The sequence below is a fragment of the Azospirillum mesophilum genome, from assembly GCF_053470405.2.
Window position 1 is genome coordinate 1 of sequence record NZ_JBPXMQ020000003.1, and the last position, 13031, is coordinate 13031.

At 68.8% G+C, this 13031-nt stretch carries 16 protein-coding genes and 1 other RNA gene; 9 read left to right on the forward strand and 8 right to left on the reverse strand.

The features are described 5' to 3' along the window. Together ACSVC7_RS04125 and ACSVC7_RS04130 are read left to right on the forward strand one after the other, a co-directional pair. Positions 1-115 (forward strand): NAD(P)(+) transhydrogenase (Re/Si-specific) subunit beta (locus ACSVC7_RS04125; protein WP_483508074.1); only part of this gene is annotated, 115 nt, incomplete at its 5' end. A 104-nt stretch (positions 116-219) separates the two neighbouring features. After that, positions 220-507 (forward strand): DUF1330 domain-containing protein, encoded by a 288-nt coding sequence (locus ACSVC7_RS04130; RefSeq protein WP_448208509.1) that lies wholly within the window; start codon positions 220-222, stop codon positions 505-507. A gap of 72 nt (positions 508-579) precedes the next feature. Here the strand turns inward: ACSVC7_RS04130 and panB are convergent, their stop codons facing one another. Together panB and rpsU are read right to left on the reverse strand one after the other, a co-directional pair. After that, a complete protein-coding gene (panB, locus tag ACSVC7_RS04135; protein ID WP_448208508.1) occupies positions 580-1404 on the reverse strand; it encodes a 3-methyl-2-oxobutanoate hydroxymethyltransferase in 825 nt (274 codons plus the stop codon). Positions 1405-1574: 170 nt separating this feature from the next. Continuing rightward, positions 1575-1778 (reverse strand): 30S ribosomal protein S21, encoded by a 204-nt coding sequence (gene rpsU / locus ACSVC7_RS04140; protein WP_012974546.1) that lies wholly within the window; start codon positions 1776-1778, stop codon positions 1575-1577. A 204-nt stretch (positions 1779-1982) separates the two neighbouring features. On the opposite strand from rpsU, the gene def reads away from it, so the two are divergent. Both def and ACSVC7_RS04150 read left to right on the forward strand, forming a co-directional pair. Then, the gene (gene def, locus ACSVC7_RS04145; protein ID WP_448208507.1) at positions 1983-2564 is read left to right on the forward strand and encodes a peptide deformylase; all 582 of its coding nucleotides are present in this window, start codon (positions 1983-1985) and stop codon (positions 2562-2564) included. A gap of 2 nt (positions 2565-2566) precedes the next feature. Further along, positions 2567-3274 carry a COQ9 family protein gene (locus ACSVC7_RS04150; RefSeq protein WP_448208506.1) on the forward strand — a complete coding sequence of 236 codons (708 nt, stop codon included), beginning with the start codon at positions 2567-2569 and terminating at the stop codon, positions 3272-3274. Positions 3275-3287: 13 nt separating this feature from the next. On the opposite strand, the gene ACSVC7_RS04155 is transcribed toward ACSVC7_RS04150, so the two are convergent. The 3 genes from ACSVC7_RS04155 to ssrA all read right to left on the reverse strand — a co-directional run bounded on the left by ACSVC7_RS04155 (position 3288) and on the right by ssrA (position 4616). Then, a complete protein-coding gene (locus ACSVC7_RS04155; RefSeq protein WP_448208505.1) occupies positions 3288-3656 on the reverse strand; it encodes a TfoX/Sxy family protein in 369 nt (122 codons plus the stop codon). 8 nt (positions 3657-3664) lie between these two features. After that, complete coding sequence (locus tag ACSVC7_RS04160) at positions 3665-4192, reverse strand: SspB family protein (protein ID WP_448208504.1); 528 nt, start codon at positions 4190-4192, stop codon at positions 3665-3667. Positions 4193-4239: 47 nt separating this feature from the next. Beyond that, positions 4240-4616, reverse strand: a transfer-messenger RNA (tmRNA) gene (ssrA, locus tag ACSVC7_RS04165). Between the two features lie 81 nt (positions 4617-4697). Between ssrA and thyX the strand changes: the two genes are divergently transcribed. Both thyX and ACSVC7_RS04175 read left to right on the forward strand, forming a co-directional pair. Beyond that, positions 4698-5636 carry an FAD-dependent thymidylate synthase gene (thyX, locus tag ACSVC7_RS04170; RefSeq protein ID WP_448208503.1) on the forward strand — a complete coding sequence of 313 codons (939 nt, stop codon included), beginning with the start codon at positions 4698-4700 and terminating at the stop codon, positions 5634-5636. A gap of 39 nt (positions 5637-5675) precedes the next feature. After that, positions 5676-7571 carry an O-linked N-acetylglucosamine transferase, SPINDLY family protein gene (locus ACSVC7_RS04175; protein WP_483508002.1) on the forward strand — a complete coding sequence of 632 codons (1896 nt, stop codon included), beginning with the start codon at positions 5676-5678 and terminating at the stop codon, positions 7569-7571. Between the two features lie 9 nt (positions 7572-7580). On the opposite strand, the gene ACSVC7_RS04180 is transcribed toward ACSVC7_RS04175, so the two are convergent. Together ACSVC7_RS04180 and ACSVC7_RS04185 are read right to left on the reverse strand one after the other, a co-directional pair. Continuing rightward, positions 7581-7970 carry a DUF983 domain-containing protein gene (locus tag ACSVC7_RS04180; protein ID WP_448208501.1) on the reverse strand — a complete coding sequence of 130 codons (390 nt, stop codon included), beginning with the start codon at positions 7968-7970 and terminating at the stop codon, positions 7581-7583. Between the two features lie 45 nt (positions 7971-8015). Further along, complete coding sequence (locus ACSVC7_RS04185) at positions 8016-8192, reverse strand: hypothetical protein (RefSeq protein WP_448208500.1); 177 nt, start codon at positions 8190-8192, stop codon at positions 8016-8018. A gap of 80 nt (positions 8193-8272) precedes the next feature. Between ACSVC7_RS04185 and ACSVC7_RS04190 the strand changes: the two genes are divergently transcribed. From ACSVC7_RS04190 to ACSVC7_RS04200, 3 genes are all read left to right on the forward strand, one after another. Continuing rightward, a complete protein-coding gene (locus tag ACSVC7_RS04190) occupies positions 8273-9238 on the forward strand; it encodes an ABC transporter substrate-binding protein (protein ID WP_448208499.1) in 966 nt (321 codons plus the stop codon). A 188-nt stretch (positions 9239-9426) separates the two neighbouring features. Next, complete coding sequence (locus ACSVC7_RS04195; protein ID WP_448208498.1) at positions 9427-10323, forward strand: ABC transporter permease; 897 nt, start codon at positions 9427-9429, stop codon at positions 10321-10323. Next, entirely contained in the window at positions 10320-11117 is a 798-nt protein-coding gene (locus ACSVC7_RS04200) for an ABC transporter ATP-binding protein (RefSeq protein WP_448208497.1), read from the forward strand. Before ACSVC7_RS04195 ends, ACSVC7_RS04200 begins: the two co-directional genes overlap by 4 nt. A gap of 83 nt (positions 11118-11200) precedes the next feature. On the opposite strand, the gene ACSVC7_RS04205 is transcribed toward ACSVC7_RS04200, so the two are convergent. Next, positions 11201-13021: a monovalent cation:proton antiporter-2 (CPA2) family protein gene (locus ACSVC7_RS04205; protein ID WP_448208496.1), complete on the reverse strand. Its 1821-nt coding sequence runs from the start codon at positions 13019-13021 to the stop codon at positions 11201-11203. Positions 13022-13031 lie beyond the last annotated feature (10 nt).

Consider the following 13031-nt stretch of genomic DNA (forward strand, 5'->3'; position numbering starts at 1 on the left):
CATGGCCTCCGGCTATGCCGGTGTGGAGAACGAGCTGTTCTTCCGCCCCAACACCATGATGCTCTTCGGCGACGCCAAGAAGGTCACCGAGGAAGTCGTGAAGTCCATGGAGTAAGCTGGGGAATAAGCCGGGCTCCAACAGCTCTGGCGTGACGCGAACCCCTGGGGCATTCTGCGCCCCAGGGGTTCTTTTTTGCTCCAATGAGAAGGGAGAATGACGTGCCCGCCTACATCGTCGTCGACGCGAAGGTGACCGACCCCGCCGCCTACGAGGAGTACAAGAAGCTGACCCCCGCCGCGATCGCCAAGCACGGCGGCCGCTTCCTGGCCCGCGGCGGCCAGACGGAGGTTCTGGAGGGCAACTGGCAGCCCAACCGCGTGGTCATCCTGGAATTCCCGGACCACGCCACGGCGAAGGCCTTCTACGACAGCCCCGAATACCGCAAGGCGCGCGAGGTCCGCAAAGACGCCGCCGACTTCAACATGATCGTGGTGGACGGGGCCTGATCACCCCTAACCGGGTCCAGGGCCGTTCGGCCCTGGCTGGAGAGCGCGAGAGGGGGCTCTCTCGCGAGGGCGTCAGCCCTTCTTCACCCCGAAGCAATGCTCCGGCCCCGGAAACTGCCGGGCCTTCACCTCGGCCGCATAGGCCGCCGCCGCGTCGCCCACGGCGGCACCCAACTGGGCGTAGCGCTTCACGAATTTGGGCTGGAAGTCGCTGAACAGGCCGAGCAGGTCGTCGGAGACCAGCACCTGCCCGTCGCAGGCGGGGGAGGCGCCGATCCCGATGGTGGGAACGGCGATCTCCCCGGTGATCTGGCGGGCGAGCGACTCGACCGTGCCTTCGATCACGATGGTGAAGGCGCCGGCCTCGGCAATCGCCCTGGCGTCGGCGAGGATGCGCTCCGCCGAGGCCGGGTCGCGGCCCACGGCCTTGTAGCCGCCGAGCGCGTTGACCGACTGCGGCAGCAGGCCGACGTGGCCCATGACGGGCACGCCGCGGCTGGTCAGGAAGGCGACCGTCTCGGCCATCTCCGCACCGCCTTCGAGCTTCACCGCTTGGGCGCCGGTCTCCGCCATCACGCGGGCGGCATTGCGGAAGGCCGCCTGCGGGCTTTCCTGATAGCTGCCGAAGGGCAGGTCCACCACCACGCAGGCCCGGCTGGAGCCGCGCACCACGGCGGCGCCGTGGGCGATCATCATGTCCAGCGTGACCGGCAGGGTGCTGTCGAAGCCGTAGACCACCATGCCCAGCGAATCGCCGACCAGCAGCAAGTCCACATGCGGGTCCAGCAGCCGGGCCATCGGCGCGGTGTAGGCGGTCAGGCAAACGATCGGATCGCCGCCCTTGCGGGTGCGCAGCGCAGGCACCGACGTGCGCGCGATGTCTTTGGAAGCGCTCATCGGTCAACCCCACGGAAAAGGAGGAAGCGGAAGCCGATATACCAAAACCGCCCACGCGCGGGCGCGGGGCGGCAGGTACAAGACACAAGAGGGACAAGCACGCGATGCGTGCTCGTGTGCCCGGCGCGCCGAAGCGCGCCTGATCGTCCGGCGCGAAACGCGCCCGGCGACTAGTAGCCCTCGCGCTCCATGCGCTTACGGAGGAGCTTGCGGGTGCGGCGCACCGCCTCAGCCTTCTCGCGGGCGCGCTTCTCCGAGGGCTTCTCGTAGTTCCGGCGCAGCTTCATTTCGCGGAAAATGCCCTCGCGCTGCATCTTCTTCTTCAGCGCGCGGAGGGCCTGATCGACGTTGTTGTCTCGGACCAAAACTTGCACGTTAACCGTCACCCTTTCAAGTGAGCCATGTTGCATTCAAGCAACAAACAGGCATGCGCTTCCGGGCGCACCCCTTGTGTGAGCTATGGTGTACCACGGTCCGGGCCTCCTGTGAAGCGGAGTCTTGAGGTGTGATGAGTCAAAGAGGCGCGACGGTGGGGCGAAACGGTTGCCGGAGGGGCCGAACCTCCCAGATAATGGGGCATGGCCCTGTTGAAGATCGCCCGCATGGGGCATCCGGTCCTGCGCAAGGTCGCGGCCCCGGTGTCCGACCCGACCGACCCGGAGATCCGGCGGCTCGCCGCTGACATGATCGACACCATGTTCGACGCGCCCGGCGTCGGGCTGGCAGCCCCGCAGGTGCACGAGTCGCGCCGAATCATCGTGTTCCGCGTCCCGGCCGATCGCTCCGGCGGCGAATCGGTGGAGCCGACGGTGCTGATCAACCCGGTGATCGAACCCGTCGGCGAGGAGATGGCGCTGGGCTGGGAAGGGTGCCTGTCGGTTCCCGGCATGCGGGGCATCGTGCCGCGCCACGCCCGCATCCGGTACCGCGGAGTCGGTATGGACGGTGAGCCCATCGAGCGGGAAGCCGCCGGTTTCCACGCCCGGGTCATCCAGCACGAAAACGATCACCTCGACGGCATACTTTACATCGACCGCATGACCGATCTGCGCTATCTCGCGTTCAACGAGGAGGCGCACCACGTCGCGGAGGCTCTGGCCGGCGACGACGAGCCTGACGACGAGCTTGACGGCGACACGGGTGAGAAGGGGAGGGACTGACCATGGATGCTGCCCTGAACATGGACACGGTGCGGGACGACATCCTGCTGGCCACGCTGCCCAACGTCGTCTTCGACGGCTGGAGCAGCCAGGCCCTGCGCGACGGCGCGCAGATGGCCGGCTACGACACGGCCACCATGCACCGCGCCTTTCCCGGCGGGATCCCGGAGCTGGTCGAGCATTTCGGCGTCTGGACCGACCGCCGCATGCTGGCGGAGATGGACCAGCATCCGCTGGACGACATGAAGGTGCGCGACAAGATCGCGCTGGCCGTCCGCACCCATTTCGAAGTGCTGGAGCCGCATCTGGAGGCCAAGCGCCGCCTGATCGCCTATCTCGCCATGCCGCAGAATTTCGGGCTGGGCCTGCGCATGCTGTACCACACGGTGGACGCCATGTGGTTCGCGGCGGGCGACACGGCCACCGACTTCAACCACTACACCAAGCGCGCCACGCTGGCCGCTGTGCTCAGTTCCGCGACCTTCTACTGGCTCGACGACCGGTCGGAAGGGCATGTGGAGACATGGGCCTTCATTGACCGGCGCCTGCACGACGTGATGAACATGGGGCGCGCCATGTCCGCCATGGGCCGCGCCAGCCGCCTGCTGAGCCACCTGCCGAGCCCGGTCCGCTTCGCGCGCCAGATTCGCCAGCGCAGCGACGTCATGCAGGCGTCCAACGCCACCACGCATATGGCGGAGAACATCTGACGCTGGGGAAAGCTCAGGCTTTTTCCCGCTTGCGCGCCGGCTTCTTCGCGGCGGCTGCCCGTGCGGCGGCTGCGATGGCCGGGCGGGCCCAGGACAGCAACTCGTCCGGATCGTCCATGGTCGATTCGGGCGGCGGGTAATAGGACAGGGTCACGGGCTTGTCGTCGGACGGCTTGAAGGGGCGCAGGCCCAGCGCCTCATAGTCGGCGCGGTTGCCGTCATCGACTTTGAAATAGAGAACGTCGTCCGCGACGATGGCGAAGAACAGCCCGTCGCAGTACAGGCCATAGCCGCCGAACATGCGGCGCACCGTCAGGTCGCCCAACCGCACCAGCGACTCGCAGACGAACTGCACGAAGTCGCTGGGCGGGGCCGCGGCCATGGGGGCGATTACTTCTTGCGGAAGGCGTCGAGCGCCACGACTTCGCCGCGCTTGGGCTCCTCGCCAGAGCCGTTCGGCTCGGACTTGGCGAGCTTGGCGATGGCGGGCTTCGCCGGGTCCTTGGCGCTGTCCAGCGGCTTGCGTTCCGGCGCCTCGCGGGTCGGCATGGTGGCGACTTCGGCCGATTCGGCCGGCGCCACGGGCTGGAACTGCAGCGCGAAGTTCACCGAGGGGTCGGCGAAGGTGGTGATGGCGGCGTAGGGAATGACCAGCCGCTCATGCACGTTGTTGAAGCTCAGCGTCACCTCGAAATGATCATCCAGCGCCTCCAGCCCGAAATACTGGTACTGGATCACGATGGTCATTTCGTTGGGATACTGCGCCGACAGATATTCCGGGATGTCGACGCCCGGAAAGGCCGTGCGGAAGGTCAGGTAGAAATGGTGATTGCCGGGGAGCCCGCGGTCGGACACTTGGCGGAGCGCGTCACGGACGACACCACGCAAGGCGGCCTCGACCATACGGTCATAACGCAACTGCTCTCTCGGCATTCTTGGGCTGGTCCTTGGCGCCAAAACAGGTAGGTGTGGGCCTTCTGTTGCTAGGCGGCCCACGGCCCCACCCTCAGGTGCTAACCATCGGGGATTTGTTTCGGTCAGTTACCGCTGTTAGGCGGCAACGGCGACCGGAGCAACGTTGTCGTTGGCAACTATTGCAATGGCCCGATAACGGCGGAACCATGCCGAGCGAAGACCATGCCTTTACCACGCGTGTCGATCCTATTTCGCCCCCAACGAACCCGTTCCCCAGGGCCACGACCCAGAAGACCGGTGGTTTGTTTGGTGGAGGCGCCGGGTACCGCCCCCGGGTCCACAACGCTTATTCCGCAAGGCGTTTATCGCCATAGTCGGTGCGACCGACGGCGTTAATATAGGCTGTTCGTCCTGGCATTGAAAGGGGTTGGAACGGGAATCTGAAAGTGGGTGACGGAGCCCCCCGCCGGACGTAGAGTGCGCCCCGAATTTTCGTCCCGGAGTACCCATGCCGATCACGCCCGAACAGCGCGCCGAGATCGACCGCCTGCGCGCCGTAACCGCCACCACCCGCCGCGCTACCGTCCCGGCCCTGGAGGAGATCCTCTATGAGCCGATCGAGGTCCTGGACCACGGCTTCGTGCGCGTCGTCGACTATATGGGCGACGACGCGGCCGTCGTGCAGGCGGCGCGCGTGTCCTACGGCAAGGGCACCAAGAAGGTCAGCGAGGACGCCGGGCTCATCAAGTATCTGATGCGCCACCGCCACTCGACCCCGTTCGAGATGTGCGAGATCAAGTTCCACGTCAAGCTGCCGATCTTCGTGGCGCGCCAGTGGATCCGCCACCGTACGGCGAACGTGAACGAGTATTCTGCGCGCTACTCCATCCTCGACCGCGAGTTCTACATCCCGGCGCCCGAGAACCTGGGCGCTCAGGCCGTCGTCAACCGCCAGGGGCGCGGTGACGTGCTTCAGGGCGACGAGGCCGTGCAGGTCATGAAGCTGCTGCGCGACGACTCTGAGACGGTCTACGCCCATTACGAGGAGATGCTGAACCAGCGCGAGGACGGCACGACCATCGACGAGCAGCGCCAGGGGCTGGCGCGCGAGCTGGCGCGCATGAACCTGACGCTGAACTACTACACGCAGTGGTACTGGAAGGTCGATCTCCACAACCTCCTGCATTTCCTGTCCCTGCGCGCCGACACCCACGCCCAGTACGAGATCCGCGTCTATGCGGAGGCCATGCTGGACATCGTGAAGCGCTGGGTCCCGGCGGTGTTCGAGGCCTTCAGCGAATACCGGCTGGGCGGAACGCACGTCTCCAAGACCGGGTTGGAGGTGGTCAAGCGCCTGCTGTCCGGCGAGCCCGTCACGCAGGAGACCAGCGGCCTGTCCAAGCGCGAATGGCGCGAGCTGATGGACCAGCTGGGCCGCCCCGAATAACGACAGCCGAGCAACGACACCCACAGCCGGAGCATTGCCATGACGCCGCACGAGGCCGATGGACATCACCGCCAAGGCCTCCTCGCGGCGCAGGCCAGCCGGTTCGAAGAGGCGCTGGAGCTGATCGGGCAGGCCATCGCCGCCTATCCCAACGTGCCGGTCTGGTGGGCCAACTACGGGCTCGTGCTGGAAAGCCTGGGCGATGTGGCCGGGGCGGCGAATGCCTACGCCGGGGCGCTGAACCTTGACCCGTCGCTGGAGCACGCCATGGACGGGCTGCTCGCCATGACGGAGGCGGTGCGCGGGGCCGGCGATTCGGCCCGCGCGGAGGCCTTCTTCCGCCGCGCTGTCGCGCTGAACCCGAAGACGCTGGCCGCCGTCGCGAACCTCGGTGTGCTGCTGCGCGCGCAGGGGCGGCGGGAGGAAGCGGTGGTGCTGTACCAGCGGGCCGGGCGGCTGGACCCGGCCAACTGGGTGCACCCCTACAACCTCGGCAACGCCCTGTCGGAGATGAACCGCCTGACCGAGGCGGACGAGGCCTATCAGGCGGCGCTGGCCCTCGCCCCCGGCCGCCCGGAGATCCGCGCCAACCGGGCGTCCCGCGTCCTGACCATGCAGGGGCGGGCGGAGGAGGCGCTGGCGGAGATCGAGGGCGTGCTGACGCAGGTGCCCAACGTCGATTCGCTGCACGCCTCGCGGCTCTATCTGATGCAGTTCGTGCCGTCGCTGACCATGCCGGCGATTGCCAAGGCGCACGCCGAGTGGGGCGCGCGCCACCCGGATCGGCCGGCGCCGGCCGTGGCGGCTCCAAGTCCGAAGCTGCGCATCGGCTACGTCTCCCCGGACTTCCGCGCGCATCCCGTGGGATTTTTCCTGGACCCGGTTCTGGCGAACCACGACCGCACCGGCCATGAGGTCGTCTGCTACGCCAACACCGCCAACCCGGATTGGAAGACCGAGCGGCTGATGCAGCACGCCGACGGATGGGTCTGGACGACGGGGATGGACGACGATGCTCTGGAGGCCCGCATCCGGGCGGACGGCATTCACATCCTGGTCGATCTGGCCGGGCACACCTTCGGCAACCGGCTGTCAGTCTTCGCCCGGCGGCCCGCGCCGGTGCAGGTGACCTGGGCCGGCTATGTCGGCACCACCGGTTTGCCGGCCATGGATTATCTGATTTCCGATTCCCGCCAGAGTCCAGAGGGGGCCGACGGCTGGTGCATCGAGGGCATCTTGCGGATGCCCGACGCCTACGTCCCCTGGGCGCCGCCCGAGGACGCGCCGCCGGTGTCGCCGCTGCCGCTCGCGGCGCGCGGCTACGCCACCTTCGGCTCCTTCAACGCGCTACCAAAGCTGAACGCGGAGGTCGCAACGCTGTGGGCGCGCGTGCTGGCCGCCGTTCCCGACTCGCGCCTTCTGCTGCGCACGCCGGGTTTCGAGGACGCCGGCACCCAGGCCCGCGCGCTCGCCCAGTTTGAGCGGGCGGGCGTCGATCCGGCGCGGGTGGACCTGCTGCGCGGGGCGCCGCACCGCGCCTTCCTGGCCGGCTACGCGGGCGTGGACGTGGCGCTGGACCCGTTCCCCTATTCGGGCGGGCTGACCACGCTGGAGGCGCTGTGGATGGGAGTGCCGGTGGTGACTCTGGGCGGCGACCGGTTCTGCTCGCGCCACTCCGTGACGCACCTCGCCTCGGCGGGGCTGTCGGAACTCGTGGCGGACGGGCCGGATGCCTACGTCGCCAAGGCGGCGGCCCTGGTCGCCGACCCGGCGGAACTGGCGCGCCTGCGCGGTGGCTTGCGGAACCGTCTGGCGACCTCGCCCGCGCTGGACGGCGCGCGCTTCACCCGCGCGCTGGAAGCGGCCTACGGGGTGATGTGGCAGCGTTTCCAGGCCGGGCAGGGGCGGGCGAGCTTCTCGCTGAACTTCGAGTAGGAGAGGGCGTCACGCGCGCTCGGACCCTGGCGCGCCGGTGCTCCACAGCAGGCCCAGCACCACGCCCTTGCAACGCGGCAGGAGCATAAGCGTCAGCAGCAGGGTCAGCGCCGGCCAGATGGCGAAATGCACCCAGGCGTCGGGTTGGTACTTTTGCTCGACGGACAGCACCGCCGGGATGATGAGGTGGCCGACGATCAGGATGGTCATCCAGGGTGGGGCGTCGTCGGCGCGGAAGTGGCCGAATTCCTCGCCGCAGTGGGCGCAGTGGTCGACCGGCTTCAGGTAGCTCTTCAGCAGCCGCCCGCGCCCGCAGGCCGGGCAGGCGCCCATCAGCCCGCGCAGGGCCGCCGAGATCTTGGACCGCGACCCGTAATCCACCGCCATGTCGTTCCCCATCCAAACTGTGCGTCCCGCGTCATATGGGGTCGGACGGAGGCAAGTTCACGCTGGGGAGGATTGCGCCCTGCGCACGGCCTCGACGCGGCGGGCGATGTTTTCCAGCCGCATCTGCAACTCGTGGGCGCAGAGCGCGTGGGCGGCGGCGCGCGCCTCGGCCTCGATGTCGGCGATGGCGGCCTCCAGATCGCGGATTCGGGCCTCGCGCGGGTCATCGCTCATCGGATTCCTCCTGCGGCAGTTGACGGACCGGCCTGTAGGCGTCTACGGGATGCACAATCACTCCCGGGGAGGTTGGAGTCATGAAGATCACCCGCCTGTTTCTCGCCGCCACGGCGGCCGTTGCCCTCGCGACGTCCGTCGCCCACGCCCAAACCAAGACCGTCGCCATCACCGCCATCGTCGAGCATCCGGCGCTGGACGCCACCCGCGACGGCGTGGTGGACGCGCTGAAGGCGGCCGGCTTCACGCCGGGCCAGAACCTTAAGGTCGAGTATCAGAGCGCCCAGGGCAACCCCGCAACCGCCGCGCAGATCGCGCGCCAGTTCGCGGGATCGAAGCCGGACGTGATCGTGCCGATCTCCACCCCCTCCGCCCAGGCGGTCGCGGCCTCCACCCGCGACATCCCCGTGGTCTTCACCGCCGTGACCGACCCGGTCGGCGCCCAGCTCGTCAAGAACATGGACAAGCCCGGCGCCAACATCACCGGCGTGTCGGACATGGCCCCGGTGGGCGAGCATGTGGCCCTGATCCGCGAGATCGTGCCGTCGGTCAAGCGTCTCGGCGTCCTCTACAACCCCGGTGAGCCCAACTCCGTCGCGCTGGTGAAGGCCCTGAAGGAGGAGGCGGGCAAGGCCGGCCTGACCGTGACCGAGGCGACTGCCACCAAGTCCGCCGACGCCCAGCAGGCCGCCCGCAGCCTCGTCGGCAAGGTGGATGCGGTCTATATCCCGCTGGACAACACCGTGGTCTCCGCGCTGGAAAGCGTGATCGCTGTTGGCCAGCAGGCGAAGCTGCCGATCTTCTCCGCCGACACCGACAGCGTTGCGCGCGGCACGGTGGCCTCCATCGGCTTCGACTACCGTCAGGTGGGCCGCCAGACCGGCGAGGTCGTCGCCCGCGTCCTGAAGGGCGAGAAGCCCGGTGACATCCCGACGATCCACGCGAAGGGCACCGACCTGTTCGTGAACCCCAAATCCGCCGCCGCGATGGGCGTCACCATCCCCGAGGCGGTGACCAAGCGCGCGACCAAGGTGGTCGGGCAGTGATTTTTTAGGAAGGACAAGGGCGCGGTCGGGGGTGTTGCCCCCTCCCTCCCACGCTTGGCAGCGTGGGTCCCTCCCTCCCCCGCTTCGCGGGAGAGGGTAGGACTCGCGATGCGGCGGCAGTTCCCTCCACCGCAAAGCGGGGGAGGGGTAGGGAGGGGGCAAAACCCCGCCATGTGCCGGAAACACCCATGAGTGAAATAGCCTTCTTCGGGGCGGTCGAGATCGGGCTGGTGTATGCGCTGGTCGCCGTCGGCGTGTACCTGTCGTTCCGTGTGCTCGATTTCCCCGACCTGACGGTGGACGGCAGCTTCCCGCTGGGGGCCGCCGTCTGCGCCACGCTGCTCGTCGCCGGGGTGAACCCATGGCTGGCCAGCCTCGCCGCCGCGCTGGCGGGAGCGGTGGCCGGGCTGGTCACCGCGACCCTGAACGTGCGCTTCAAGATCCTGCACCTGCTGGCGAGCATCCTGACCATGATCGCGCTGTTCTCCGTGAACCTGCGCGTCATGGGGCGGCCGAACGTGGCGCTGCTGACGCAGGACACGGTGCTGACGCCCTTCTACGGCCTGGGCCTGCCGGACCATATGGTGCGGCCGCTGGTCGTGCTGCTGGTGGTCGTGGCCGTCGTGCTGCTGCTGGCCCGCTTCCTGGGCAGCGAGTTCGGCCTCGCCATGCGGGCGACCGGCGTGAACGCGCGCATGGCCCGCGCGCAGGGTGTGGAGACCGACCGGCACATCTACACCGGCATGGCTCTGTCGAACGGCCTCTGTGGGCTGGCGGGAGCGCTGTTCGCGCAGACCAACGGCTTTGCCGACGTGACCACCGGCATCGGCACCATCGTGGTCGGCCTCGCCGCCGTGATCGTGGGCGAGACGGTGCTGCCGGCGCGCGCGATGCTGTGGGCGCTGGTCGGCTGCGTGGTCGGCTCCATCCTCTACCGCCTCGCGGTGCAACTGGCGCTGTCGGCGGACGTGATCGGGCTCCAGGCGTCGGACCTCAACCTCGTCACCGCCGTCCTGGTCGCGGTGGCGCTGATCCTGCCGCGCCTGCGCGTCAAGGCGGGGCTGAAGGCGGGAGCGGCGCGATGATCACCGTCAACGACATCCACGTCACCTTCGGCCGCGGCACGCCGCTGGAGAAGCACGCGCTGCGCGGCGTCGACCTGACGATTCCCGAGGGGCAGTTCGTCACGGTCATCGGCTCCAACGGGGCGGGCAAGTCCACCTTCCTGGGCGCGCTGGCCGGCGATGTGATCGCGGAGCGCGGCCGCATCGCCATCGACAGCACCGACGTCACCCGATGGGCGACGCCGAAGCGCGCGTCCCTGGTGGCGCGCGTCTTCCAGGACCCCATGGTCGGAAGCTGCACCGCCCTGACCATCGAGGAGAACATGGCGCTGGCCGCCGCGCGCGGGCGCCAGCGCGGCCTCGGCCTCGCCCTGAACGGCGACCGCCGTCGGCATTTCCGCGACCGCATCGCGGAGTTGGGCCTGGGGCTGGAAAACCGGCTGCACGACCGCATGGGCCTGCTGTCCGGCGGCCAGCGGCAGGCGGTCAGCCTGCTGATGGCGACGCTGGCCGGCTCCAAGATCCTGCTGCTGGACGAGCACACGGCGGCGCTCGACCCCGGCACGGCGGAGTTCGTGCTGGGCCTGACCCGCCGCATCGTCGAGGAGAACCGGCTGACCACGCTGATGGTCACCCATTCCATGCGGCAAGCGCTGGATTATGGCGACCGCACGGTGATGCTGCACGAGGGCCGGATCGTGCTCGACGTGTCGGGCGAGCAGCGCGCCGGCCTCGACGTGCCGCACCTGCTGGCCCTGTTCGCCAAGCAGCGCGGCGGCGAGGACATCACCGACGACAGCCTGCTGATCGGCTGAAACGGCCACGCCGTAGGTTGGGTTAAGCGAAGCGCAACCCAACATCGCCGGCATCACGACGATGTTGGGTTTCGGCTGGCGCCTCAGCCCAACCTACGGCCTTCGTGGCTACGGCCCTCATGGTTTTCCGCTTCCTCTCCCCGGTCCGCCTCGAACAGGGATTGCAGCTCGGCGGCGGCCTGGCGGGAGGTCTGGATCAGGCGGCTTTCGTCGTGGTGGACGGCGTGCTGGCGGACCAGCGTGCGCTCGTCGTGTTCGCGGAAGGTTTCGACGGTGCGGCGGGCCTCGTCCGGCGGCAGGCCCAGCGACTCCAGCACGTCGCCGGTCAGGCGCAGGCTCGAATCGAAGGTTTCGCGCACGAAGTGGCGGACGCCGCGGTCCATCAGGTGGTGGGCGTGGCGGCGGTTGCGGGCACGGGCGTGGATGACCAGGTGGGGGAAGTGGCGTGCGGCGATCTCCACCACCCGCAGGGACTGCTCCATGTCCTCCAGCGCGACCACCAGCACCTTGGCGCGCTCGGCCCCGGCGGCGCGCAGCAGGTCTTCGCGCGTCGGGTCGCCGTAATAGACCTTGTTGCCGAAGCGGCGCACGAAATCGACCTGGGCAGCGCTCTGCTCCAGCGCCGTGAAGGGGATGCCCCGCAGGCGCAGCACACGCCCGACGATCTGCCCGACCCGCCCGAAGCCGCAGATGATGACCGGCGGCTCCCCGTCCGGCTCGATGGTGTCGAAGGGCCGCGCCGGCTTCTTGATCAGGCGCGGGGCCACCCAGCGCTCCTCCGCCGCGAAGACGAAGGGCGTGGCGATCATCGACAGGGTGACCACCAGCATCGCGGCGGTCGACTGCTCTGCCGTCATGGCCCCGACCGCGACGGCCAGCCCGAACAGCACGAAGCCGAACTCGCTGCCCTGGCTCAGCACCGTCGCCAGCCGGCCCGACCCACCGGGGCGCATCCCGGACAGGCGCGCCAGCCCGAACAGCACCGCCGCCTTCAGCGCCATCACCCCCAGCGCCAGCGACAGGAAGCGCACCGGCTCCGCCATCAGCGCCTTGATGTCAGCCCCCATGCCGACCGACACGAAGAAGAAGCCCAGCAACAAGCCTTCGAAGGGCGCGATGTCGGCCTGCACCTCGTGCCGGTATTCGGAGTCGGACAGCAGCACCCCGGCCATGAAGGCGCCCAGTGACATGGACAGCCCCGCCCAGGCGGCCAGCGAGGCGGTGCCCAGCACGATCAGCAGGGCGGTGGCGGTGAAGATCTCCGGCGTTTTGGCGGCGTCCACCGCGCGGAACACGGGCCGCAGCAGGTAGCGCCCGCCGGCCAGGATGATGGCGATGGCGCCGACGGCCTTCAGCACCGCCAGCCATGCGCTGCCCGCGTCGGGCACGCCCCCGCCACTTCCCAGCAACGGCAGCAGCGCCACTCCCGGAATGATCGCAAGGTCCTGGAACAGAAGGATGGAAAAAGCGGCGCGACCGGCGTTGGTGGTCAGCAGTTCCCGCTCCGCCAGCATCGGCAGCACCATGGCGGTTGAGGACAGGGCCAGCCCGAACCCCACCACCACCGACGCGGCGGGCGGCAGCCCCAGCATCCAGGCCGCCCCGGCGATCACCACGCCCGTCGCCGCGACCTGCGCGCCGCCGAGTCCCAGGACCGCCTTGCGCATGACCCAGAGGCGGGCGGGGCGAAGCTCCAGCCCGATCAGGAACAGCAGCATGATGACGCCGAACTCGGAGACGTGGCTGATGGCGCCCACGTCGGTGACGAGCCCCAGCCCGCCCGGACCGATGACCAGCCCCGCCGCCAGATAGCCGAGCGGCCCGCCGAACCCCATCCGCTTCGCCACCGGCACGGCCAGAACCACCGCCGCCAGCAGCACCACCAGTGTCACAAGATCCGACATCCGCCCCGCC

Excerpts from the sequence above, each read along its gene's own strand:
- panB (WP_448208508.1), bottom strand. The coding sequence starts at position 1,404 with ATGAGCGCTTCCAAAGACATCGCGCGCACGTCGGTGCCTGCGCTGCGC.
- def (WP_448208507.1), top strand. The coding sequence starts at position 1,983 with ATGGCCCTGTTGAAGATCGCCCGCATGGGGCATCCGGTCCTGCGCAAG.
- ACSVC7_RS04200 (WP_448208497.1), top strand. The coding sequence starts at position 10,320 with ATGATCACCGTCAACGACATCCACGTCACCTTCGGCCGCGGCACGCCG.
- ACSVC7_RS04205 (WP_448208496.1), bottom strand. The coding sequence starts at position 13,021 with ATGTCGGATCTTGTGACACTGGTGGTGCTGCTGGCGGCGGTGGTTCTG.
- ACSVC7_RS04190 (WP_448208499.1), top strand. The coding sequence starts at position 8,273 with ATGAAGATCACCCGCCTGTTTCTCGCCGCCACGGCGGCCGTTGCCCTC.
- ACSVC7_RS04180 (WP_448208501.1), bottom strand. The coding sequence starts at position 7,970 with ATGGGGAACGACATGGCGGTGGATTACGGGTCGCGGTCCAAGATCTCG.
- thyX (WP_448208503.1), top strand. The coding sequence starts at position 4,698 with ATGCCGATCACGCCCGAACAGCGCGCCGAGATCGACCGCCTGCGCGCC.
- ACSVC7_RS04195 (WP_448208498.1), top strand. The coding sequence starts at position 9,427 with ATGAGTGAAATAGCCTTCTTCGGGGCGGTCGAGATCGGGCTGGTGTAT.
- ACSVC7_RS04185 (WP_448208500.1), bottom strand. The coding sequence starts at position 8,192 with ATGAGCGATGACCCGCGCGAGGCCCGAATCCGCGATCTGGAGGCCGCC.
- ACSVC7_RS04150 (WP_448208506.1), top strand. The coding sequence starts at position 2,567 with ATGGATGCTGCCCTGAACATGGACACGGTGCGGGACGACATCCTGCTG.
- ACSVC7_RS04155 (WP_448208505.1), bottom strand. The coding sequence starts at position 3,656 with ATGGCCGCGGCCCCGCCCAGCGACTTCGTGCAGTTCGTCTGCGAGTCG.
- ACSVC7_RS04175 (WP_483508002.1), top strand. The coding sequence starts at position 5,676 with ATGACGCCGCACGAGGCCGATGGACATCACCGCCAAGGCCTCCTCGCG.